We start from the raw sequence: 22,876 nt of genomic DNA, 5'->3' as shown, positions 1-22,876 counted from the left end.
CGGGCGCGCCGGCGGCGTCCCCCGCTCACGAGTGACTGCACGCTAGCGCATCCGCCCTTGGCGTCCGCGAGGTTGGACGCACCGAGCGCCGGATCGGTTGCGGGCGGAAACGACGAAGGCCGGGCACCGCGTCGGTGCCCGGCCTCCGCCGGTGGAGTCGCTGCTGGTCAGCCGAGGCTGTTGTACAGCTCGCGAGCGAGAACCGCGGTCTCGCTCGGGGTCTTGCCGACCTTGACGCCGGCGGCCTCGAGGGCCTCCTTCTTCGCCGCGGCGGTGCCGGACGATCCGGAGACGATCGCGCCCGCGTGGCCCATCGTCTTGCCCTCAGGGGCGGTGAAGCCCGCGACGTAGCCGACGACCGGCTTGGTCACGTTCTCCTTGATGTAGGCCGCGGCGCGCTCCTCGGCGTCGCCGCCGATCTCGCCGATCATCACGATGACCTTGGTGTCGGCGTCCTTCTCGAACGCCTCGAGGGCGTCGATGTGGGTGGTGCCGATGACCGGGTCGCCGCCGATGCCGACAGCGGTCGAGAAACCGATGTCGCGCAGCTCGTACATCATCTGGTAGGTCAGCGTGCCCGACTTCGACACCAGGCCGATCGAGCCCGCGCCGGTGATGTCGGCCGGGATGATGCCCGCGTTCGACTTGCCGGGGCTGATCACGCCGGGGCAGTTCGGCCCGATGATCCGGGTCTTGTTGCCGGTCGCGACCGCGTGCGCCCAGAAGTAGGCCGAGTCGTGCACCGGGATGCCCTCGGTGATGACGACGGCCAGCGGGATCTCGGCGTCGATCGCCTCGATGACCGCGTCCTTCGCGAACTTCGGCGGCACGAAGATGACCGACACGTCGGCGCCGGTCTCCTTGATGGCCTCCTCGACCGTGCCGAACACGGTGAGGTCCTTGCCCTCGATGGTGACCGTCTGGCCGGCCTTGCGGGCGTTGACGCCGCCCACGATGTTGGTGCCGGACTTCAGCATCTTGGTCGCGTGCTTCATGCCCTCGGAGCCGGTGAGCCCCTGGACGATGACCTTGCTGTTCTCGTTGAGGAAGATCGACATCTCACGCACCTGCCGCGGCGAGCTCGGCAGCCTTGTCGGCCGCGTTGTCCATTGTGTCCACCACGGTGACCAGCGGGTGGTTCGCGTCGGCCAGGATCTGGCGACCCTCGACGACGTTGTTGCCGTCCAGGCGGACGACCAGCGGCTTGCTGGCCTCGTCGCCCAGGATCTTCAGCGCCTCGACGATGCCGTTCGCGACCGCGTCGCAGGCGGTGATGCCGCCGAAGACGTTCACGAACACGCTCTTCACGTCGGTGTCGTTGAGGATGACGTCCAGACCGGCCGCCATGACCTCGGCCGACGCGCCGCCGCCGATGTCGAGGAAGTTCGCCGGCTTCACGCCGCCGTGCTTCTCGCCCGCGTACGCCACGACGTCCAAAGTGGACATCACGAGGCCCGCGCCGTTGCCGATGATGCCGACCTCGCCGTCGAGCTTGACGTAGTTGAGGTTCTTGGCCTTGGCCTTCGCCTCGAGCGGGTTCTCGGCCTGCTTGTCGACGAGGTCCTCGTGCGCCGGGTGGCGGAAGGAGGCGTTCTCGTCGAGGGTGACCTTGCCGTCGAGGGCGATGATCTTGTCCTGCGGGTCGCGGACCAGCGGGTTGACCTCGACCAGGGTGGCGTCCTCGGAGACGAAGGTCTCCCACAGCTTCACCACGACGTCGGCGGCCTCGTCGATGATCTCGGCCGGGAAGTTGCCGGCCTTCAGGATCTCGAGCGCCGTCGCCTTGTCGACGCCCTTGATCGCGTCGACCGGGATCTTGGCGAGCGCGTCCGGGCGCTCGACCGCGAGCTGCTCGATCTCCATGCCGCCCTCGGACGACGCCATCGCGAGGAAAGTGCGGTTGGCGCGGTCGAGCAGGAAGGAGAAGTAGTACTCGGACGCGATGTCCGATGCTTCCGCCACCAGCACGCGGTGCGTGATGTGGCCCTTGATGTCGAGGCCGAGGATGGCTTCCGCCTTCTCCTTCGCCTCGTCGGGCGTCTGGGCCAGCTTGACGCCGCCCGCCTTGCCCCGGCCGCCGACCTTCACCTGCGCCTTGACGACGACCTGGGTGCCGATCTGCTCCGCGGCGGCCTTGGCTTCTTCCGGGGTGCTTGCCACGGCGCCCGGCAGAACCGGTACTCCGTGGGCGGCGAAGAGATCCCTCGCCTGGTACTCGTAGAGGTCCACTACTCCAGTCTCCTGACGACACGCCACTGTGGTGGTCCGTTTTCCGGACCGCGCTGTCGGACCAGTCGAGGTTAGCGACCAGCGCAGACGCAGGGGGCGCCGCACCTGGTGAAGTCGGTCACCGTGCGCGGTCAGAGGGTGTGCCGAGGGTGTGAGACCGCCCACCGACAAGCATTTCGGCGGCCTTTTCGGGGCTTTCGGAGCCCAGTTCGGCGATGTTGATGCCAGGAAGCGCTTCGGCGAGGCCCTCGGGGACGGGACCGCCGAGGAGGCCCAGAATGTCTGGATCCTCCTGTTCGGTAGTCCGCGCGATCTTTTCCGCGGTGTCGAGGTGTCCAACGTGGACGACTTCGAGACCGGCGTCGCGCAGCATTCTCGCCAAGGGAATTGCCGCGGTTTCTTCGGACAGCTCCACCAGGACGACGCGCCGCGGACTCACTTCTTCGCACCGGCGGCCGCGGTGATTGCCGCGACCATTGCCGCCGCTGTCGCGGCGAGCCCGAGCCAGAAACCCGCGCCCGGCTTCGCGGCGTAGAACAGGGAACTGACCAGCGGAATCTCGGCGACGTGCAAGGCAAGGAGCACCGCCGCCCCGGTCAGTCCCGCCGCCGCGGCGCCGGGCCGCGAACGCACGCTCAACCCGAGCGTCCCGAGAACGACGAGCACCGCGGCGAGCAATCCCCATGACGGAGTGTCGAAATCGGACCAGAGCCCGGGCGTCGCGTAATCCCGCGCGGTGAACACCGGCGTGCCGAACGTCGCGATCGCCAGCACGGCGGTGATTCCGGCCGGAAGCAGAACTCGGGATCGGGGGCCTTCGGTACCGGTGTCGTCGCGTTCCACGACGCCGGTCACGACCGCGGCCAATCCGGTAAGCCCGGCGAGACCGAGCGCGATCGCGGTGAAAACGGCTCCCGCGCCGAGGCGGTAATTGATCGCGCCGCCAAGCCCGCCGAGCCCAGTCGCTTCGGAGGCGGTGATGGCAGTGCTGAGCACGGCCGTTCCCGCGAGAACCACACCGGCCCACAACACCGCGAGCACCCCGCGCGCGAACGGCGCGGTGCGGCGCGAGAGAAGGAAAGGTGTTGGCAGTACGACAAGAATCGCCGCGATCAGCAGTTGCAAACGGGCCGGGCTGTCCGTGCTGTCCGTGCTGTTGCTGAGCTGCGGAGCGTACGCGCCGATCGCCGCGGCGATTCCGGTCAGCAATGCCAGCAAAGCGGTGAGCGTGCGCCAGATGGTGAGCCCCGGGACGCGGGCCTCGCCGGCCAGGTCGGTGCGTTCGGCTTGGGTCTGCTGCGGTGTCGCAAGTGGAGTGAGAACGAGGACCAGCACCATCGCCACGACGGCGAGATACGCGCCCGTCGACACCCCCAGCCCCGACACGGCCAGCCCAGCGACGAACGTCGGCACGGCGACGGCGAGCACCGCCGCGACGATCCCGCCGAGGGTCCCGCGAGCGACACCGTCGGACCCGGCGGAAATCCCCAGCACGGCGGCGACCGGCAGCGCGCCGGCGAGGAGCAGGTAACCGGCGAGGGCTAGGCCAGGACCCTCGAATGCCGACCGCGCAAGGAGAAACGGATCGTCCGAGAGAACGGGAGTCATCAGCAATCCGACCGCGGCGACGACGGCGAGCAGCGGAATGATCAACCGCCAGCGTCGTTTGTCGTCCCCGCCGGCGATCTCGTTGCGCTCACGCACGACCTGCGCGACCGCGATTCCGGCGGCGAGCGTGAGCAGGTGCCCGGCGATCAGCAGCCAGAACCCGATGCCTACGCCGCTGCGGTCGAGCAGGCGGTCGGGGAGATACAGCTCGGGGCGGATGGTTTTGGAGCCGTTGACGAGGAACTGGAGATCGAGGATCAGCCGTCCCGGCGCGAGAGCGGCGAGGCCGGTGACGAGACCGGCGGCCAGGCCGTGCCGTCCGCTGCGAGCCGCCGCGAACGCGATCCCGGCCGGGACTACGGCGAGGATGACGAGAAGCGGCCAGGAGAGGTAGCCGGGCCCGGCGTCGGGCGAGACGGGGGCGATGGCTCCGGCGGCGAGGGCCAGGGCGCCGAGACCGAGGAGGACGGTGGCGGCTCGGAGCCTTGGGGAGGGGGTTTGGTCGGTGAGGTCTAGGAGGGGCGGGGGCTCGCCTTGGCTTGAGTCTCGGCCTGCGTCTCGGCTTGAGTCTCGGCGGTCTGCGTCTCGGCGGCTTGGGATGGTGCGGGGTGCCGACCTCCGCTCGACCGTGTCGGCGGCGGGCTTTTGGCGGCTGGTCAGACCTGCCGGTGCAGCCTTGTCGCCCGGGTCCTTGGCGGGGTGCGCGTCGGAGGTCTCGGGTGACGAGGCTGAGGTGCCTCCTCCGCCGGACTGAGTAGCCAGGTCTTCCGCTGCGGCCTCGCCGCTGCCGGAGGGGGCTGAACTTTCCGCGGTCGCCCCGGCACGGCGGGATGAGTCGGCTGAGCTTTCCGCTGACGTCGACGCACCGCGGCTGGAGACGTCGCCCGAGCTTCCCGAAGAAGACTCCTCGCCACGATCGAGCGAACTTCCGCGACGGCGCGGGTCGTCCAGGCTTCCGGCTGACTTCGGCTCATCACGCCCGGACGAGTCAGCCGGACTCCCCGCGGAAGTCTTCCCGCGACGGCGGGATGAGTCGGCAGGACTGTCGGCTCGGTCCGATTTCGCGCGACCGGCGTCGCGGCGGGCTCGGGCGCGGGCGGCGGCCTTGCGCTCGGCGAGGCTGGGACGCCGGGATCCGGCGGGACGGCCCGGGGTGTCCGGGGCGGAGTCGCCGTCGGGAGGCTCTGGGGTCGGCGGAGTCATCGCTCGCGACGCTAGCAAGGACCGGTCCCGGCAGGCGGACGGCAGGGCCGCCTCGACCAGGCCGGAACGCACTTCCAGGTGAATTCCGCGTCGGATGAACCTCCGGCAGTCCCCGTGCGTCTGACAGGTGCGAAGAAAAAATCCTCCGATCCGCGTAAGAGGGACGCGGGCCGGAGGTCTCGACGGCAGAGGGACCGAAGGGCCGGAGGGAGCGTCGAGGAAAAACTTCGGGAAGTCGCGTAAGGGAGTGGCGTTCGGGGCGTCACTCCAGCGCGGGACGAAGCACGGGGACACATCGCGGGGGCGATGGACGAGGTCGGATGCCTGTTCGTGGCAGGTGCCCGACCAGGTCGCGGAGGGGAGCCGCGGCGGGTGCCGGCAGGTCGTGGGGACGACGTGCCGGGACTGAGGTGGAGACGGCCGAGACCTGCCGGGGAGGGCAGGTGAACGGCCACGTCGCGGAGGGGAGCCGCGGTCTCCGTCTCTGTCAGGCCGGGGAGGGCCTGACAGAGACGGAGATGGCCGGGGCCTGCCGGGAGGGCAGGGAACCAGGCTGGGTCGCGGAGGGAGCCGCGGCGGGCGGCGGGAGATCGTGGGGACGGTCCGCCGGAGACAGGGATGGCCGGGGCCTGCAGGGGGAGGGCAGGAACCGGGCCGGGTCGCGGAGGGAGCTGCGACGGGCGGCGGCAGATCGTGGGGACGGGCCCGCCGGAGACGGGGATGGCCAGGGCCTGCCGGGGAGGGCAGGTGACCGGCCGCATCTCCGAGAGGGCTGCGAAGAGCGCCGTTCGGCCAGTTGTCGAAGGAAACCAGTCGTTCGGCCAGCCGGTCGTCCTGGCCGCTTCGGTCGGTGATCTCCCTGGTCACCGCAGGGTGCGGGGACGATTCGCCGGGCCGAGCCGGAGATATCGGGTGTCGTTGGGAAGCAAGGGCTGACCAGGCGGGATCCTGGCGCAGTCGAGGGGCGGCGCGGACCGGGTCTCGGCCTGGTTCAGGCGGTTCCGGGCGGGAAAGATCCGTCGCTGGAGAGTGGGCGCGGAGAGCGCGAGGCGAAGCCGTCCGAGAGTGTCGGGCGAGGGTGGCGCGAGTGAGCGTCATCACAAGATTCGGCGTGAAACTCCTTCAACGCACCCGGGTGGCCGGATATTTCATCCGCCAAGCCGCCGAGAGGGCCCTCGGGGCGCTGGGCCATCCGAAGGTATGTGACTCAAGCCACATTCGGCGAAGTAGTTCCCGATTAACTTTGGGTAGTTTCCACAGCTAGAAGCTCGATGCGCACCACTCGTTCGGCCGAAAGCCCGGTCGCGTCTTGCTCATTGAGGCGCCGCTTCGTTACTGTCCTGCGGTCCCCATTACAGTCAGGTCACGAAGCCGAACGCTGAGCGAATCACCCCCGAGGTTCGTTCACGGGATCCCCCGCCCGAGTTCGCTTCCGCCCGACTCCCCGACGATGGAAGGCTCTGTCTTGGCTTCACACCGCTCCCCCGGCGGCCAAGCCCCTTCCCCGGCGCTGAAAGACGCACTGGACGGTGCAGTCATCCGCGTCCGGGGACAGCACCGCATCTCCCCGCCCTCCTCCGCCCTTCGCGGGCGGGTCGTGGTCGCCGCCGTCGCGGCCGGCGCGTTCGCCGCAGCCGCCGCCGGGCAGACCCTCAAGTCCACCAGCGGCGGAGACTCTGACGCCGCCGTCACGCCGCTCGCCAACGCGCAGAACGCGAGCGCCTCGTTCACCCTCGGCAGCGCGGGCTCCGGGGGAGCTCCCGAACTGCTGCCGACCGGCCACGCCGTCGACGCCTCCGCCGAAGCCGCGAAGATGGCCGACAGCGCCAAGGTCACCAAGGCCCGCGTGCAGGCGGAAACCGAAGCCGCGCGCCAGGCTGCCGAAGAGGCCGCCCGTCCGAAGACCTGCATGCCCGCTCACGGCACGTTCACCTCCGGCTTCGGCGCCCGCTGGGGCACGAGCCACCTCGGCATCGACATCGCCAACTCGATCGGCACGCCGATCTACGCCGCCTCCGACGGCACCGTCATCCAGGCCGGCCCCGCCAGCGGCTTCGGCCTCTGGGTACGCGTCCAGCTCGACGACGGCACCATCCAGGTCTACGGCCACATGAACAGCTTCTCCGTCCGCGAGGGCCAGAAGGTCAAGTGCGGCGAGCAGATCGCCGAGATCGGCAACCGCGGCGAGAGCACCGGCCCGCACCTGCACTTCGAGGTGTGGCAGGACGGCAGCAAGAAGATCGACCCGCGCCCGTGGCTTGCTGCCCGCGGCGTGAACGTCAGCTGACCTGCACCCGCCCATCGGACAATTGGTGCAGCGACATCCGCTGTCGCGCAACGGTTGCCCTTTGAGCTTGGCCCGCAGTCTCGCTTGTCAGATAGCTGGTGCACCGGCATCTGCTCTCCCACGGCGGATCGCCGCCTGAGCGTGCGCCAGGACGGATCGCCTGCCAGGTAACCGGTGCAGAGTGACAACTGCCGCCTCGCGATGGTCGCCATCTGTGCTTGAACCGCGCGGGTCGCTCTGGCTGACTCGCGGTGGAATCTGTTTCGCACGCAGGAAATCCGGTGGCGCTGAACTGCGCCGCGTGTGCACAGTCCGCGTGCCGCAGCAGAACATCGGTCAATCGGCCCTGCTTTCGTCGTAGTGCATGGCGTGGAGGTCGCTCCGAACATCCTGGTGTCGCAGGGAATCTGCGGTGATCTCTGCCAGGCCACGTGTGAGCGTCTGAGATAGGCCTAGGCCGCCAGCGGGCATCACGGATCGCTGCCAGGAAGGCGACGGACGAAGTAGGCGACTGCTACCTGCCACACAGTGCAGAGGTCCGCGCGTCTTCGCCAGGGCATCCATCGCGCGATCCCCTCGTCGGCGCGCGACGATCCTCCACAGACGACGCATCTGCCGTCTGGTCCCAATGCGTGTTGCCTCAGCAACGCGCGCCATGCCGCGGCCAGCCGTGCCACATCCCCTGGCACGTCCCGAGCTGGCCGGATTGCCGTCCCCACAGCAACCGTCCCCGCGACTCTCCTCAAGTACTCCTGTACCCCAGCGGCAAATACCCCAAACAGCACCGCGTCCATCCCCTGCGTCCCTTCCACAGCATACCGCATTTTATCGAACTTGTGTTCGATGAAGCTCAGTATGCCGGAGGGGACCGACAAGATCGGCTGGATCGCGGGAGGGTTCACTCGGTCCGGCGAAAGATGTCCAGAACGGGGCAGGAGAAGGCGTCGCGGGCACCGGACATGAGGCGGCTCGCTGCGCGTTGGGAGGCACGACAAGGAGCCGGAGGTTCAAGGACTAGCGCTCGGAGAGGCATTCGTTAGCCGAGGAATGGACGCGAGGACGGGGAGGAGGGGCGTCGACCGGTTTGACGAGTTGGCCGCACGGCACGGCACGGCACGGCACGGCACGGCACGGCACGGCACGGCACGGCACGGCACGGCACGGCACGGCACGGCACGGCACGGCACGGCACGGAGGATCAACCCACCGAAACCGCCGAAACCAAAACCCCAGCAGCCGTCAGAGTTTCACCATCGGCACGCTGCCGATCAGCATCAGCCGGACCTTGCCTGACGCTCCGAAGTCGATCGTCGCCGTCGCGCGCGGGCCGACGCCGTCGCACGAAATGACCGTGCCCAGGCCGTACTTGTCGTGGCTTACCCGGTCTCCGACGTCCAGCTTCAGAGCCACCGTCTCCTTCCAGCCCTTCCCGAACGGCGAGCTCGAAGACGTCGACGTCGAGGACCGGCGGCCCCACGTCGTCGCGGCTCGAGGGCCGGAGGAAGAACCGGAAGACGAGCCGAAGTTTCCGAAGCCCGGCGAGGACGGTTCCAGACGCCGCCAATCGACGAGATCGGGCGGCAGTTCGTCCAGGAAGCGGGAAGCCGGGTTCATCTGCGGCTGTCCCCACGCCGACCGAGTCAGGGCTCGTGACACGTAAAGCCGTTGCCGCGCACGGGTAATCGCCACGTAGGCCAGGCGGCGTTCTTCGGCCAGCTCAGCGGGATCGCCCAGGGCGCGCATGTGCGGGAACACACCGTCTTCCCATCCGGTGCAGAAGACCACCGGGTATTCCAGGCCCTTGGCGGTGTGCACGGTCATCAGCGTGACCACGCCCGCGCCGCCGTCGCCTTCCTCGCCGCCGTCTGCCGCGGGGATCGAGTCGGCGTCTGCGACCAGCGAGACCCGTTCCAGGAAAGCCGGGAGGGAGCCAGGGGCGGGGACACCGTCGTCCAGGACCAGTTCCGCGTTTTCGTCGTTGGTGACCTCGGCGGTGAACTCCGCGAATTCGCGCGCCACCGTCACCAATTCGGTGAGGTTTTCGACGCGCGACGCGTCCTGCGGGTCGTCCGACTCCTCCAACTCCGCGCGGTAGCCGGTGCGTTCCAGTACCGCTTCGAGCAGGTCGTGCACCTCGGTTCCGGACGACGCCATCTCCTGCAGTTCGTCCAGCAGCGTCACGAATCCGGTGATCGCCTTGGCCGAGCGCGGGTTCAGCAGCGCCACCTTGTCCTCGACCGCGTCGCGCAGCGCGGCCCAGAACGAAATCCGCTCCCGTTCCGCATGCGTGGCCACGACGGCTTCGGCACGGTCGCCGATGCCGCGCTTGGGAACGTTGAGAATCCGCCGCAGGCTGACCGTGTCGTCGGGGTTCGCGAGGACGCGCAGGTACGCGATCATGTCCCGCACTTCGCGCCGCTCGTAGAACCGCACGCCGCCGACGACCTTGTACGGCAGGCCGAGCCGGATGAAGATTTCCTCGAACACTCGCGACTGGTTGTTGGTGCGGTAGAACACCGCGACGTCCGAGTAGTCCGCCTCGCCCTTCTCCGCCAGCGAGTCGATCTCCCCCGCGACGAACGCGGCCTCGTCGTGGTCGTTGTCCGACACGTAGCCGACGATCTTCTCGCCGTCGCCCGAATCGGTCCACAGCCGCTTGGCGCGCCGGTTGGGGTTGCGTGCGATCACCGCGTTGGCCGCGGACAGGATCGTTTGCGTGGAGCGGTAGTTCTGCTCCAGCAGAATCGTGTGCGCGTTCGGGAAATCGCGTTCGAATTCCTCGATGTTGCGGATGGTCGCGCCGCGGAAGGCGTAGATGGACTGGTCCGCGTCGCCGACCACGCACAGTTCGGCGGGCTCGATGCCGGTGTCAGTCGCCTCGGTGCCGGCCAGCACGCGCACCAGGGTGTACTGCGCGTGGTTGGTGTCCTGGTACTCGTCGACCAGGACGTGCCGGAAGCGCCGCCGGTAGTACTCCGCGACGTCCGGGAACGCTTGCAGCAACGACACTGTCCGCATGATCAGGTCGTCGAAGTCGAACGCGTTCGCGCTCGCCAGCCTGCGCTGGTACTCGGTGTAGACCTCGGCGACCCGGCGTTCCAGGTCGTTGGCCGCCTTCGAGGCCGCCTCGTCCGGATCGACCAGTTCGTTCTTCAGGTTCGAGATGTGCACCGCGAGCGTGCGCGCGGCGTACTTCTTCGGGTCGATGTCGAGATCGCGCGCCACGAGCGTGATGAGCCGCTTCGTGTCGTCCGAGTCGTAGATGGAGAAACTCGACGACATGTCGAGGGTTTTCGCCTCGCGGCGGAGGATGCGCACGCACATCGAGTGGAACGTGGACACCCACATCGCGTTCGCGCGTTTGCCGACGAGCGCCGCGACGCGTTCGCGCATCTCGGCGGCGGCCTTGTTGGTGAACGTGATCGCCATGATCTCGCCCGGATGCACGCCGCGCTGGCCGAGCAGGTAGGCGATCCGGCGCGTGAGCACGCGTGTCTTGCCCGATCCGGCTCCCGCGACGACCAGCAGCGGACCTCCGGCGTGCGTCACCGCCTCGCGCTGGGCGGGGTTGAGGTCCTCGAGCAGGTCTGCGGTTCCCGGCCGGGCAGCGCGGGCGGGCGGGTCTGCGGGGAGATCGAAGAGGGTGTCCATCGTCTGTCAACGCTACCCCGGGGGTACGACAGTCCCGGAGCAGCCACGGGGTCGGCCTGCGCTTCCGGACGTACGCCGCAGTGTCGCCTCGCGTCCGACGCGCGAGGCCGACGCGGCGCGGAGCATCGAACGGTATGGACGACAAGATTCCCGCCCGGCTGAGGGCTTCCGACGGCGACCGCGAGCGCGTCGCCGAGACCATCCAGGCCGCCGGTTCCGAAGGACGGCTCACTCTCGAAGAGGTGGAAGAACGGCTGCGCGCGGTCTACGCCGTCCGCTATACCGACGAGCTCGGCGAACTCACCTCCGATCTCCCCCGCCCGGCGCCGGCACGGCCGCGCGGCGGCTGGCCGCTCACCCGGGCCGCCCTGCGCGAACATCCGGCGCTGCGCGTCCACCTCGCCATCGTCGCGGTGCTCGCGACCTTGTTGATCGTCCGCTGGGCGATCGGCGGGGCGTTCTTCTTCTGGCCGGCGATGCCGTTGTTCTGGCTGTTCATCAGCCTTGTGCTGCACGCGCGGGTGCGGGCGTTCCGGCGGCGGCCGGGCGCGCCTGTGCCATACTGAACCCGTGCGGCACAGCAGCGAGCGATTTTTTTACGGGACCCGGACTCCGGCTCCCGTGATCGCGTAGTGCCCCACCCGCCATCACCCGCAGCCCCGGAGTCCACTGGACCCGGGGCTTTCGCCGTCCCTGGGCCACAGGGAGTCCGGACTTCAGAGAGGTCCCGATGAACGCGCAGACGCAGAACGCCGACGGACAGCCTGCCGAGCACTCCCCGGCGGGCGAGGACATCTCGTCGCTTCGCGAGGAGATCGACTGGCTCGACTCCGAAATCCTCCGGCTCGTGAAGCGCCGGGTAGAGGTGTCGAAGACCATCGGCGCGGCCAGGATGGCCGCGGGCGGAACGAAAATCGTCTACAACCGCGAGATGGACGTGCTGGCGCGCTACCGCGAACTGGGCCCGGAGGGCCGTCAGCTGGCGATGCTGCTGCTGAACCTCGGGCGCGGCAGGCTGGGCCGCTGACGCGGTATCCGGGGCATCCCCGATTCGCTCCCCACGGAAACCGGGCAGACTGGACACATGATTAACATCATCGCCGTCATCATCGCGATCGCGAGCGTGCTGGCGTCCCTCGGCCACGTCGGCTACCTGGCAATGCTGAACAACGCGGCGGGCAAGCGGGCGGGCGGGACTCCGGTGGCGCAGTACGTGCGCAGCCGCTGGGCGCTGGCCGGCGGTGCGACCGCGGCCTCGCTGTTCGCCTGGCTGCTCACTTCCGGCAACGTCGTGCTGGACATCCTCGCCATCGTCATCGCGGTCGGTAGCGGCGCGACGTCGGTGAAGGCCCTCCAGTCGACGCAGGCGAAGTACCGCAGCGGCGGCTGATCTGCCCCCGAACTGGGGAAATACCGGGCGGCTTGCTGCGCTGCGTGACGTGCCGCCCGTTCGGGCGCGCCCGGTCGAGTGAAACCGGTGCAAGTTGCAGGATGGGTGAAGACATTCGCCTGCCGGTTTCCTACTGTGAAGTCCGTGAGGACCCTGGCGTCTACGCCGGGCTATGCCCGGAGGACGCGCGGGAGCTGCGGCTCCGCGCGCCGTTCTCCGCGTGCGCGTGCATTTGCTCGGGAGTTCGCAAGTGTGGACGCAAGCGCCGTTCTCCGCCTCCCTGCTCCGTTCGGGTTGACGACGACCCCGGTGCCGTCACGCCCCTCTCGCGGAGGGGTCGGACCGGCATGACGGGAAACACGATGGGCGGTTCGCGGCACGCTGACCGTCCCGGCGCGGTGTCGGACGCCGAGGTCACCGTCCCCGGACGGCACCGCGTCCGCGCCGACGGCACTTGGACTCCCGTGGTGCCGCCTCGCGCCGCCGGGCATCACCGGCACCGCACCGGCGGCGGCCCGGCCGCTCCGGTGCAGCGGGGCGCCGAGAATCCGCAGCGGCGCGGCGCACCGGCCCCGCGCGCGAACCGGGCGCCCGACGACGGGAATCGCCCGGCTCCGAATCAGCCCGTTTTTCCCACCGCCAGCGGCACATTGCCGATCGGCGAGCCCCCGCTGCCGCAGCCGCAGCGCCGCCGGGCGCCGGTTGAGCCGCAGGGCCGTCGGATGCCAGCCGAGCCGCAGGACCACCGGGCGCCAGTCGAACCGCAAGGCCGTCGGATCCCAGTCGAGCCGCAGGACTACCGGGTGTCGGGCGAGCCGCAAGGCCGTCGGATCCCAGCCGAGCCGCAGGACCACCGGGCGCCGGGCGAGCCGCAAGGCCGTCAGGTGCCAGCCGAGCTACAGGGCCGCCGGGTGCCAGTCGAGCCGCAAGGCCGCCGAGCCCCCGTCGAGCTGAAGGACCGCCGGGCTCCGGTCGAGCCGCAGAGTCACCGAGCCCCCGTCGAACCCGCCCGCCGCCCGGCCGCCGTCCCGGATCGGCTGGCCGAACCCCGCCCGACCGTCGTTTCCCCCGGCCAATCAGCCGAATCGCACAGCCGCCGAGCCGCCCCGACGGCCCGGCAGACGGAATCCCCGAGCCGCCGGACCGAATCCCGCGCCGCCTTCGCACCCCCGCAGGACCAGATCCCCGAGGAGCACCGCGCCTTCGCCCCGACGGCGAGCGCGCTCCCCCAGCCGACCCGGCGCACCCGCCAGGAACGAGTCGCCACCACCTCCGCCGCGCTGGCCAACCGGCCGGACAGCCCCCGTGAACGCGTCGAGCTGAACCCGGTCTCCGAAGAGCCGCCCCGGCGCCAGCGCGTCACCCTCGGCGAGCCGGCCGTCTCGAAGCAGGAGAAACAAGAGCAGCAGGACGACGACGAGGTGCGCGTGTACGCCGCGCCGCTGCTGGACGGGCTCGGCACGTTCGATCTCGGCTCCGTGCCCGCGTCCGTCACCCCGCCGAAGACCTGGCGCAAGGCCGCGTGGTTCGCCACTGGCGCGTCCGGCGCGGTGGTCGTCGGGCTGCTGTTCGCCGGGACGTTCCTGGTCGGCGGGCCCACCACCACGACGACCGACGCGGTCGGCGGCGGAGGCTGGCCGGGCAGGCAGAACGGCGGCAACCCCAACCTCAGCGCGCTCATTCCGAATGGGCAGCACGGCGGGGTCGGCGGCAACGTCCCGCGCAGCGGCACCAGCACCAGCCCGGACGGCGTCACCTCGGACAACGGCACGCACCCGCAGCAGGGCTCCGGTCCGAGCAGTTCCGCGAGCAGCAGTTCCGCCGACGTGACCACGCCGTCCAGGCCCGGCACCGGAAGCAGGACGTCCGCGCCGACCACTACGGACACGCCCTCGTCCAGCGAGCCGCCGCAGAAGCCGCCGGTCACTCCCGCTCAGCGGGAAACAAAGGACCCGTACTTCACCGCCGCCGACCCGAACACCATGGGCAACAACTCGGAGAAGTTCTTCAACAACGTCACCACCGACCCGTCGGAGGCCTCGTCGGTCACGTCCGGCGACCTCAAGCAGGAGGGTCCGCAGGGCCTGCGCAAGCGCTACGCCGGCGTCGCGTACTTCGAGGTCAAGAAGGTCACCATCGACCCGCAGCACGGCACCACGGTGAACACCGTCGAGGTCACGCACCAGGACGGCAGCAAGAGCACCGAGCAGCGCACGCTCACCTTCGACGACAACGGCAAGATCACCGACGACGGGCGCTGACCAGCACACTGTCTGCAAATGCCGATGCACGTGCGGAGCGGTGAGCGGTTGTTCCCTCGTCCGGTTGGGTGACATAAGCTGCCGTTCGTCGTACGACGGCGGCATTCCGGCGACGGAGTCTGGCGGCCGCCGGTCGGCACAGGGTTACCTGGCGACTACCAGGTTCGGCGCCGACCACGAATCGGCTGTCCGGGCCGCCCCGGGGACACCGCCACCGTGTCGTGTCCCGCCCCGAACCCCCAGAGCGAGGATTTTCGTGCTTGAACGGCAGCGAACCCGGCGAGAACCCGACGCCGTGCGCGTCGAGGACGTGATCCCGCCGGAACTGCTCGAGGACGTGGCCGAAGCCGACCGCGAGTATCTCGAGCAGGTGTTCCGCGAACCGCAGAAGTACCTGCCGCCGCGCAGCCGCCGTCCGGTCGACCGGGCCGCGGAACCCGTGGAAGAGCCCGAGAGCAAGCTCGCCCGCCGCGCGAAGCTGGCCGGGCTGGTCGGGGCGGGCGCACTCGTCGCCGGCGCCGTCGTCACCGCCTCGCTGCTCAGCGGCGGACCGCGGCCCACCGTTCCCGTCGCCAAGGAAAGCGCGATGCCCGCTGGGTTCAGCGGCGCGGCAGCGCTCGGCGGCCAGGCCGTGCCGCAGCAACGCAAGATCCACTCGTCCGGCGGCACGACGTCGGGGCAGAGCGAAAGCACGACGCAGTCCAAGCACACCGATTCCGCGGCGACCACGCCGTCGAATTCGGGTGCCACGACTCCGCAAACCACCTCCGGCACCTCGTCTTCTTCTTCGCCGAGCACGCCGTCCTCTTCGGAGTCGCACAAGAAGTCCGCCACCTCGTCGGCGGCCGCGCCGGATCCGGTGAAGCTCGAAGCGGTGCGCAAGTTCTACGCCTCGATCGACCACCACCCGGAGAACGCGCTTTCGCTGCTCGCCCCGAGCGTCGCGCGCGGCGAAACGGGCGACCTGGTCCGCGCGTGGAGCGGGGCCGATTCGATCGACGTCCAGGAATTGCACGTCCAGGACGACGGTTCGGTCTTCGCCGTGGCGCTGGTCCACCAGGCCGACGGCACCCTGGTGCGCGTGACCCAATTGTTCGACGTCGTCGAGCAGGATGTGATCTCCCAGGCCCGCGTCCTGTCCGCGGTCTACTCCTGACCTGCGCGAACGTGGTTATGCCGGGTCGTCGGAAGTGTGCCGCGTGCGTGTGCGCAGAGTGAGCGCCTAGCCTTGTCACGGGTCGGTCTCGGCAAAACCGGCGCACGGTCCACAGCAGGTGCCTACGCTCCGGTGCTGCGGCGGGTTCGAACTCACCCCTTTGGGGTAGACAAGTCCCGCCCCGGCAAGTCGGAGCCCCAAAGGGAGGTCGCGTGAGCGACGAGGGTCGTCTGGTCGCCGACCGGTACCGGATCGTCGGAAAGATCGGTTCCGGCGCGATGGGGGCCGTCTGGCGCGCCCACGACGAGGTGCTGGGCCGTACGGTCGCCATCAAGCAGCTTCTTCTCCAGCCCGGGCTGGAGAACCACGAGGCGGAGGACGCCCGGCAGCGCACCATGCGCGAGGGCCGGATCGCCGCCCGGCTGCACCACCCGAACGCGATCACCGTGTTCGACGTCGTCACCGACGACAACGGCCAGCCCTGCCTGATCATGGAATACCTGGCTTCCACCAGCCTGGCGCAGGTGCTGCAGGAAAAGGGCACCCTGCCGCCGCTGGAGGTCGCACGGATCGGCGCGCAGATCGCCGCCGCCCTGCGCGAGGCGCACGCGGTCGGCATCGTGCACCGCGACATCAAGCCGGGCAACATCCTGCTCGCCGGCAACGGCACCGTGAAGATCACCGACTTCGGCATCTCGCGAGCCAAGGACGACGTCACGGTCACCAAGACCGGGATGATCGCGGGCACCCCCGCTTACCTTGCCCCCGAGGTCGCGATCGGCGGCGACCCCGGCCCCGAGTCGGACGTCTTCTCGCTCGGCTCCACGCTGTACGCCGCCTGCGAGGGACAGCCGCCGTTCGGCCTGTCCGAGAACACGCTGAGCCTGCTGCACGCCGTCGCCGCCGGACAGATCAACCCGCCTCGGCAGTCCGGTCCGCTGGCGAGCGTGCTCGCGGTGCTGCTGCACCCGGAGACCCAGCACCGGCCCACCGCCGAGGAATGCGAGGAGCTGCTGTCCGCGGTCGCGCGCGGCGAGACCCCGCTCGGCGGCCCGGCAGGCGACACGATGCTGGCCTCGTCCTCGGGCACCCTCGGAGCGGCTGCGCTCGGCGCGGCGGGCGGAGCGGCTGCGGCCGGTCTGCTGCACCACGACGACGAGCAGGGCCACTCCGGCACGCTGCTCGACGACCCGGGCGTCACGCAGCAGTACGACCCGAGCGCGCAGCAGTATTACGGCGAGGACCCGTACCCGCCGGGCTCCGGTTATCCGGAGGACGACTACGACGACCGCGGCTACCAGCAGGACGGCTACCAGGAACCGCCGCTCTACGGCGACCCCAGCCGCAACGGCCTCGCCGCCACGCGCGCGGTCCCGGTGCCGGAGCACTACGAGGACGACCCGTACGACGAGGACCCCGCGCCTCGGACCCGCGTGCAGACCGCGCCCGAGGACGACGAGGACGAGAAGCCCGGCGCTTGGAAGAAGCCCGCGCTGATCGGCGGCGTCGTGGTGGTCGGCCTGGTCGCGCTCGGCGTGTGGCTGCTGACCCCGGGCAATCCGCCGGACGCCTCGCAGCCTGCGCCGCCTGCTTCGTCCTCCGCGGTCGCGCCGACGTCCGTCACACAGCCGCCTTCGGAAGCAACCACTACGTCCCCGCCTACGTCTTTCCGGGAAAGCGCGACCCGCGAGACCCAGTCGACGCGGCACTCGAAGCGGCCTACTACGGCGGAGGACACTCCGACGCAGGATCAGCCGTCGCAGACGCGGGTGTCTCAGACCAAGCAGTCGCAGACCAAGCCGCCGCAGTCGGAGACCTCGGCGACAGCGCCGCCGACTGCGACCAGCTAAGCGATCCAGGGACAGCATTGAGTTCAGAAGGCAGCATCGTCGGCGAGCGGTACCGGCTCGACCAGCCGATCGGACGCGGACGCGCGGGCATCGTGTGGCTCGCGTTCGACACGCGGCTGTTCCGGACCGTCGCCGTCAAACGCATGTACCTGCCCGTCGGCCTGCCGCCGGACCGTGCCGAACAGGCCCGCGCGATGGCGATGGAAGAGGGCAAGGCCGCAGCCCGGATCGACCATCCGTGCGCGATCACGGTGTACGACGTGCTGCCCGACGGCCAGGACGTGTGGCTGGTGATGGAGTACATCCCGTCGCGCGGGATGTCGGTGTTCCTCGCCGAGCACGGCCGCCTCACCCCGGAGCAGGCCGCGTTCCTCGGCATTCAGCTCGGCGACGCGATGGCGTCGATCCACTCGGCGGGCATCGTCCACCGCACGCTCGAACCGAACACCGTCCTGCTCGCGGACGACGGCAGCGTCAAGCTGACCGACATCGGCATCACCGGCGGCGGTCCGCACGCTGCTTACCGGGCGCCTGAGGTCACCCGCGGCGCTCCCCCGTCTGCAGCTGCAGACGTGTTCTCCCTGGGCGCGACGCTGTACACGGCGGTCGAGGGAGTGCCGCCGTTCGGCGACGACGGCCAGTCCCCGGAACGGCCTGCCGAGAACGCTGGCCCGCTCGCCGGGGCGCTGCAGAAGATGCTGCGTCCCGACCCGTCGGCCCGGCCGACCATGGACGACACCGTGCACGCGCTGAAGGCGATCACCGTCGGGCGCGAGCAGACCGCGTTCATCCCGCCGACCGCGCCCGCGCTGCCGCCCGTTCCGACGTCGCGGCCGGTGCCGCCGCAGCAGCCCAATCCGGCCGAAGCCACGCAGCAGATCCAGCCGGACGCCACCCAGCAGATCCTGCCGCCGCAGCAGCCGCCGATGCCCGCACAGCAACCGGCTCCGCTCATGCAGCTTCCGGTCCAGCAGGTGCCGCAGGCTCCCGCTCCGGCGCAGCCGATGCAGCAGCAAGCGATGCAGCAGCCGACCGCCCGCTACACGCCCACCCCGGCGCAGCAGGCCGCTTCCGCACAGGCCGCTGCTCGCGAGAAGGCGGCCGCGCGGCGGCGGATCATCCTCACCGTCGCGGCGATCCTGTGCGCGATCCTGATCGGGATCGGCGTTTCGCAGCTGCTGTTCGTCTGAGCCGGCGTCAGGCGACGTTCTCGGTCGCCTCTTGCATGGCTTCGAGGAAGGTCTGCACGGCCGGACTGCCCGCGACCCGTGCGGCCACCGCGGCGTGAATGTGCCTGCTCGGCTGCGGATTGCGGACGCGGCGCACCACCACGCCCGGATGCGGCGTGCCCAGTCCCAGCTCCGGGACCAGCCCGACGCCGAGCCCGGCGGCGATGAAGCCTTGTGCCGACGGATAGTCCTCGGACTCGACCACGACGTTCGGGTGGAACCCGGCCGACGCGCAGGCGCCTTCCAGGATCGCTCGGCACGCGCCGGGGATCGGGTCGACGCCGACCCACGGTTCGTCGGCGAGGTCGGTCAGGTCGAGGACGCGTTTGCGGGCCAGCCGGTGCGCACGCGGCAGCACCGCGCGGTACGGGTCGTCCAGCAGCGGCACCAGCTCGATGCCCCGGCCCGGCTCCGACGGCCGCGGGTACACGATGATCGCCAGGTCAGCGCGGCCTTCTTCGACCTCGGTGAGCGGGTCGCCCGGGTCGATGAGCTTGAGATCGAGCCACACGCCAGGGTGTTCGCGACGCAGCGCGGCCACCGCATACGGCACCATCGTCGCGCCAGCCGTGGCGAAGTAGCGGATGGCGAGCTTGCCGGTACGGCCTTCCTTCAGCTCGGTGAGCGCGGCCTCGGCTCGGGCTAGCTCCGCGCTGAGCGTCTCGGCGTGTTCGGACAGCAGCGTCCCCGCCGGAGTCGGTTGGACGCCGCGGCCGACGCGCTCCAGCAACGGCGTGCCCGCTTCGCGTTCGAGCACCGCCAGCTGCTGGCTGATCGCCGATGGTGTGTACCCGAGATTCCTTGCCGCAGCAGTGATCGAGCCGCTCGTGATCACCGCGCGCAGCACCTGCATGCGCCGTACATCGAGCATGGCTTCAATCCTACAGCTTTGCTTAATTGTCCCTGCAGTTATTTTCGCTTGTCCTTACACCTCACTGCGGCGAAGCTGGCGAGTGAGGCGAAGGAGGAACCTGGGGTGGGCGAGACGAAGACGCTGCTGAGGATCGCGGCGCTCGTGTTGATGTGGGGTTCGAGTTTTTTCTGGATCAAGCTCGGGCTCGCGGCGTTTTCGCCAGTACAGCTGGTGCTCGCGCGGCTCGTGCTCGGCGCGGCGGTGCTGCTGGCGCTGTGCCTGATCGGCCGCCGGAGCTTGCCAGCGCAGCGAAGCACCTGGGGACATCTGCTCGTCGCGGCGTTCTTCCACAATGCCTTGCCGTTCCTGCTTTTCGCGGTCGGCGAGACCACTGTGGACTCCGGCATCACCGGGGTGCTGAACTCCACCACGCCGCTCTGGGTGCTCGTGGCGGCCCCGTTCCTCGGGGCGGCGAACCGGATGAACGCGACGCGGATCGCCGGCCTGGTGATCGGGCTCGGCGGGATCCTGCTGATTTTCGCGCCGTGGCAGGCGTCCGGACTGCTCAGCTGGGGCGCGCTGGCGTGCCTCGCCGCCGCGGCGAGCTACGGGTTCGCGTTCGTCTACGAAGGACGGTACCTGTCGAACACCGGCTCCTCGCCGTACGCGATCGCGGCCGGGCAAATGCTGCTGGCCACTGGGTTTCTGGTGCTGGCCATGCCGTTCGGCGGCTTCACGCCGGTGCACCTGAGCCCGGTCGCGGTGATCGCGATGGTCATCCTCGGCCTCGGTTCGACCGGGATCGCGTTCGCGCTCAACTACCAATTGCTGGCGAGCGAAGGCGCGGTCGCCGCGTCGGTGGTCGGCTATCTGCTGCCGGTGGTGTCGGTGCTGCTGGGCGCGGTGTTCCTGCACGAGCAGCTGAACCTGCGCGTGATCGCGGGCATGCTCGTGGTGCTCGTCGGCGTCGCGCTGACCAGGTTGCAGCGCAAGCCGGCGGTGGCTCCGGAAGAAGAACTGACTCCGGCTTAGACGAGGCGGCGGTCCGAGGCCCAGCGGGACAGCTCGTAGCGGTTGGACAGCTGGGTCTTGCGCAGGACGCTCGACACGTGCGTCTCGACCGTCTTCACCGAGATGAACAGCTCGGACGCGATTTCCTTGTACGCGTAACCGCGGGCGAGCAGGCGCAGGACGTCGCGCTCGCGCGGGGTGAGCAGGTCCAGCTCGGGGTCGTTGATCGGCGCGGAGCCAGGACGGTCGGCGAAGGCGTCGAGAACGAAACCGGCCAGCCGCGGAGAGAACACCGCGTCGCCGTCGGCCACCCGGACCACCGCGCGGACGAGTTCCTTCGACGAGATCGTCTTGGTGACGTACCCGCGCGCGCCGGCGCGGATGACCGCGATGACGTCCTCGGCGGCGTCGGACACCGACAGCGCGAGGAACACGACGTCCGGCAGCTCCGGGCGCACGCGGCGGAGCACCTCGGCCCCGCCGCCGTCGGGCATGTGGACGTCGAGCAGCACGACCTGCGGACTGGTGCGCACGATGCCCGCGACCGCTTCGGCGACCGACCCGGCCTCGCCGACGACCTGCACCTCGTCGGTGATCGAATTCAGCTCCGTGCGCACTCCCGCGCGGAACAACGCGTGGTCGTCCACGAGGAAGACCTTGACCGGTTCCCGCTGGCTTTCCGTCACGACTGCCCACTCCCTCGCTTCGCCTGCCCCCGAGCATAGCGAGGTCACGCCACCCCTTTGCTCGCTTTCATCGGCATGGCGAGCTGGACCTCGGTGCCTTCGCCGGGCGCGGTGCGCAGTTTGCAGGTGCCGCCGTGGCGTTCCATCCGGCCGCGGATCGAGTCGGCGAGGCCGTGCCGGTCGGCGGGAACGACGTCCGGGTCGAAGCCCTTGCCGCGGTCGCGCACGAACACGGTGACCTCGGTGGGCTCGACCTCGGCGAACACGCTGACCTCGTCGACGCCGGCGTGCTTGGCGGCGTTGACGATCGCTTCGCGGGCCGCCTGCACCAGCGCGGTGAGCGGCGGGTTCAGCTCGGCGTCGCCGACCACGACCTGCCCGACCGAGATCGCGAACTGGTCCTCGACCTCTCCGCAGGCGGCGGCGAGCGCCTCGGACAGCTGCTGCCGAACGCCTTCTTCCTCTTCCTTGGTCCGCTTGTCGCTGGGTTTGCCGTAGCCGCCGGGGCCGTACAGCCAGCCGCGCAGCTCGCGTTCCTGGCCGCGGGCGAGGCGCGCGACCTCGGCGGGCTGGTCGGCCTGGCGCTGGATCAGGGCGAGGGTCTGCAGGACGGAGTCGTGCAGGTGCGCGGCGATCTCGGCGCGCTCGTCGGTGCGGATGCGGGCCTGGCGTTCCTCGCCGAGGTCGCGGACCAGCCGCAGCCAGAACGGAACGGTGAGGACGGCGACCCCGATCAGCGTCGCGAGCACCGCGATCAGGGCGAACTTGACCTGGTCGAAGTCGCCGCTGGCGAACACGACGAAGCCGATGCCGGTGGCCACCAGCGCGACCCCGGCGAGAATCCGGACGATCGCCGCGAGCCGTCCGCCTTCGCCGACCAGCCCGTCACGGGCCCCGACGCGCCAGCGCCGCCGCTGTGACTCGTCCGCCTCCCGCCAGACGACCGCCGCACCGAGCGCGGCGAGCGCGAGCGGAACCGCGACCCAGCCGCGGATGGCACCGGTGAGCGTGCTGCTGGCGATCGCGAGACCGATGCCGAGCGCGATCAGCCCATACGCCTGCTGCCTGTCGCGAGCCTTAGGCGCTACTTCGCTTTCCTCGGAGCTCTGCGGCACGAACACCCAGAGCAGGCCGTACGCGAGCAGCCCGGCTCCGTTGAGCGCGGCCAGCAGCGCGAACACGACGCGGACCCAGACGACCGGAACCCCGAGGTGGTCGGCGAGCCCGCTCGCGACGCCCGCGACAGCCCGTCCGGAGCGTCGCCGGTACATCTTGGGCCGCGGTTCGGGTTCGGCGACCTCCATCGCCTGGGCGGACACGAGCGCCGAGGGCTCCTCTTCGGCCGAGGAAACCCGCCCTGGGGCACTGATGTCGAGAAAGTCCTGCACGAGGTCCATCGTCACACGCGGGAGCGGCGCGGACATCGGGGAAGGCCCTGATCAATTCCCCCAGACGGCCGCCC

17 protein-coding genes are annotated in these 22,876 nt (G+C 70.0%); 9 read left to right on the top strand and 8 right to left on the bottom strand.

What is annotated here, in order from left to right:
* Window positions 1–167: 167 nt before the first annotated feature.
* From sucD to ACZ7OI_RS31405, 4 genes are all read right to left on the bottom strand, one after another.
* A complete protein-coding gene (gene sucD / locus ACZ7OI_RS31420) occupies window positions 168–1,058 on the bottom strand; it encodes a succinate--CoA ligase subunit alpha (RefSeq protein ID WP_470267719.1) in 891 nt (296 codons plus the stop codon).
* Between the two features lies 1 nt (window position 1,059).
* On the bottom strand, window positions 1,060–2,229 hold the full coding sequence (gene sucC / locus ACZ7OI_RS31415; protein WP_470267718.1) for an ADP-forming succinate--CoA ligase subunit beta: 1,170 nt from the start codon (window positions 2,227–2,229) through the stop codon (window positions 1,060–1,062).
* A gap of 118 nt (window positions 2,230–2,347) precedes the next feature.
* Entirely contained in the window at window positions 2,348–2,644 is a 297-nt protein-coding gene (locus tag ACZ7OI_RS31410) for a hypothetical protein (RefSeq protein WP_470267717.1), read from the bottom strand.
* A gap of 20 nt (window positions 2,645–2,664) precedes the next feature.
* Window positions 2,665–5,040: a hypothetical protein gene (locus ACZ7OI_RS31405; RefSeq protein WP_470267716.1), complete on the bottom strand. Its 2,376-nt coding sequence runs from the start codon at window positions 5,038–5,040 to the stop codon at window positions 2,665–2,667.
* Window positions 5,041–6,637: 1,597 nt separating this feature from the next.
* Between ACZ7OI_RS31405 and ACZ7OI_RS31400 the strand changes: the two genes are divergently transcribed.
* A complete protein-coding gene (locus ACZ7OI_RS31400) occupies window positions 6,638–7,327 on the top strand; it encodes a M23 family metallopeptidase (protein WP_370940578.1) in 690 nt (229 codons plus the stop codon).
* Window positions 7,328–8,566: 1,239 nt separating this feature from the next.
* On the opposite strand, the gene pcrA is transcribed toward ACZ7OI_RS31400, so the two are convergent.
* Window positions 8,567–10,978, bottom strand: a complete 2,412-nt coding sequence (pcrA, locus tag ACZ7OI_RS31395; protein ID WP_470267715.1) for a DNA helicase PcrA — start codon at window positions 10,976–10,978, stop codon at window positions 8,567–8,569.
* Window positions 10,979–11,112: 134 nt separating this feature from the next.
* On the opposite strand from pcrA, the gene ACZ7OI_RS31390 reads away from it, so the two are divergent.
* The 7 genes from ACZ7OI_RS31390 (at window position 11,113) to ACZ7OI_RS31360 (ending at window position 18,825) form a co-directional block, all read left to right on the top strand.
* Window positions 11,113–11,544: a DUF1707 SHOCT-like domain-containing protein gene (locus tag ACZ7OI_RS31390; protein ID WP_470267714.1), complete on the top strand. Its 432-nt coding sequence runs from the start codon at window positions 11,113–11,115 to the stop codon at window positions 11,542–11,544.
* Window positions 11,545–11,708: 164 nt separating this feature from the next.
* A complete protein-coding gene (locus ACZ7OI_RS31385) occupies window positions 11,709–12,005 on the top strand; it encodes a chorismate mutase (protein WP_470267713.1) in 297 nt (98 codons plus the stop codon).
* 57 nt (window positions 12,006–12,062) lie between these two features.
* Window positions 12,063–12,368 carry a hypothetical protein gene (locus tag ACZ7OI_RS31380; protein WP_470267712.1) on the top strand — a complete coding sequence of 102 codons (306 nt, stop codon included), beginning with the start codon at window positions 12,063–12,065 and terminating at the stop codon, window positions 12,366–12,368.
* A gap of 347 nt (window positions 12,369–12,715) precedes the next feature.
* Window positions 12,716–14,629 (top strand): DNA polymerase III subunit gamma/tau domain-containing protein, encoded by a 1,914-nt coding sequence (locus ACZ7OI_RS31375; protein ID WP_470267711.1) that lies wholly within the window; start codon window positions 12,716–12,718, stop codon window positions 14,627–14,629.
* A gap of 256 nt (window positions 14,630–14,885) precedes the next feature.
* Complete coding sequence (locus tag ACZ7OI_RS31370; RefSeq protein WP_470267710.1) at window positions 14,886–15,785, top strand: hypothetical protein; 900 nt, start codon at window positions 14,886–14,888, stop codon at window positions 15,783–15,785.
* 212 nt (window positions 15,786–15,997) lie between these two features.
* The gene (locus ACZ7OI_RS31365) at window positions 15,998–17,635 is read left to right on the top strand and encodes a serine/threonine-protein kinase (protein WP_470267709.1); all 1,638 of its coding nucleotides are present in this window, start codon (window positions 15,998–16,000) and stop codon (window positions 17,633–17,635) included.
* Between the two features lie 17 nt (window positions 17,636–17,652).
* Window positions 17,653–18,825: a serine/threonine-protein kinase gene (locus ACZ7OI_RS31360; protein WP_470267708.1), complete on the top strand. Its 1,173-nt coding sequence runs from the start codon at window positions 17,653–17,655 to the stop codon at window positions 18,823–18,825.
* A gap of 7 nt (window positions 18,826–18,832) precedes the next feature.
* On the opposite strand, the gene ACZ7OI_RS31355 is transcribed toward ACZ7OI_RS31360, so the two are convergent.
* Window positions 18,833–19,735 carry a LysR family transcriptional regulator gene (locus ACZ7OI_RS31355; RefSeq protein WP_116206532.1) on the bottom strand — a complete coding sequence of 301 codons (903 nt, stop codon included), beginning with the start codon at window positions 19,733–19,735 and terminating at the stop codon, window positions 18,833–18,835.
* A 105-nt stretch (window positions 19,736–19,840) separates the two neighbouring features.
* On the opposite strand from ACZ7OI_RS31355, the gene ACZ7OI_RS31350 reads away from it, so the two are divergent.
* Window positions 19,841–20,749, top strand: a complete 909-nt coding sequence (locus ACZ7OI_RS31350; protein ID WP_470267707.1) for a DMT family transporter — start codon at window positions 19,841–19,843, stop codon at window positions 20,747–20,749.
* On the opposite strand, the gene ACZ7OI_RS31345 is transcribed toward ACZ7OI_RS31350, so the two are convergent.
* Entirely contained in the window at window positions 20,746–21,414 is a 669-nt protein-coding gene (locus ACZ7OI_RS31345) for a response regulator (protein WP_470267706.1), read from the bottom strand. The genes ACZ7OI_RS31350 and ACZ7OI_RS31345 overlap by 4 nt on opposite strands.
* 44 nt (window positions 21,415–21,458) lie before the next feature.
* On the bottom strand, window positions 21,459–22,718 hold the full coding sequence (locus ACZ7OI_RS31340) for an ATP-binding protein (RefSeq protein ID WP_470268043.1): 1,260 nt from the start codon (window positions 22,716–22,718) through the stop codon (window positions 21,459–21,461).
* Window positions 22,719–22,876 lie beyond the last annotated feature (158 nt).

This window comes from Amycolatopsis sp. NPDC114503 (genome assembly GCF_055633655.1).
The sequence above is the reverse complement of the archived record's forward strand: the minus strand, read 5'-3'. Positions and strand labels throughout refer to the sequence as shown.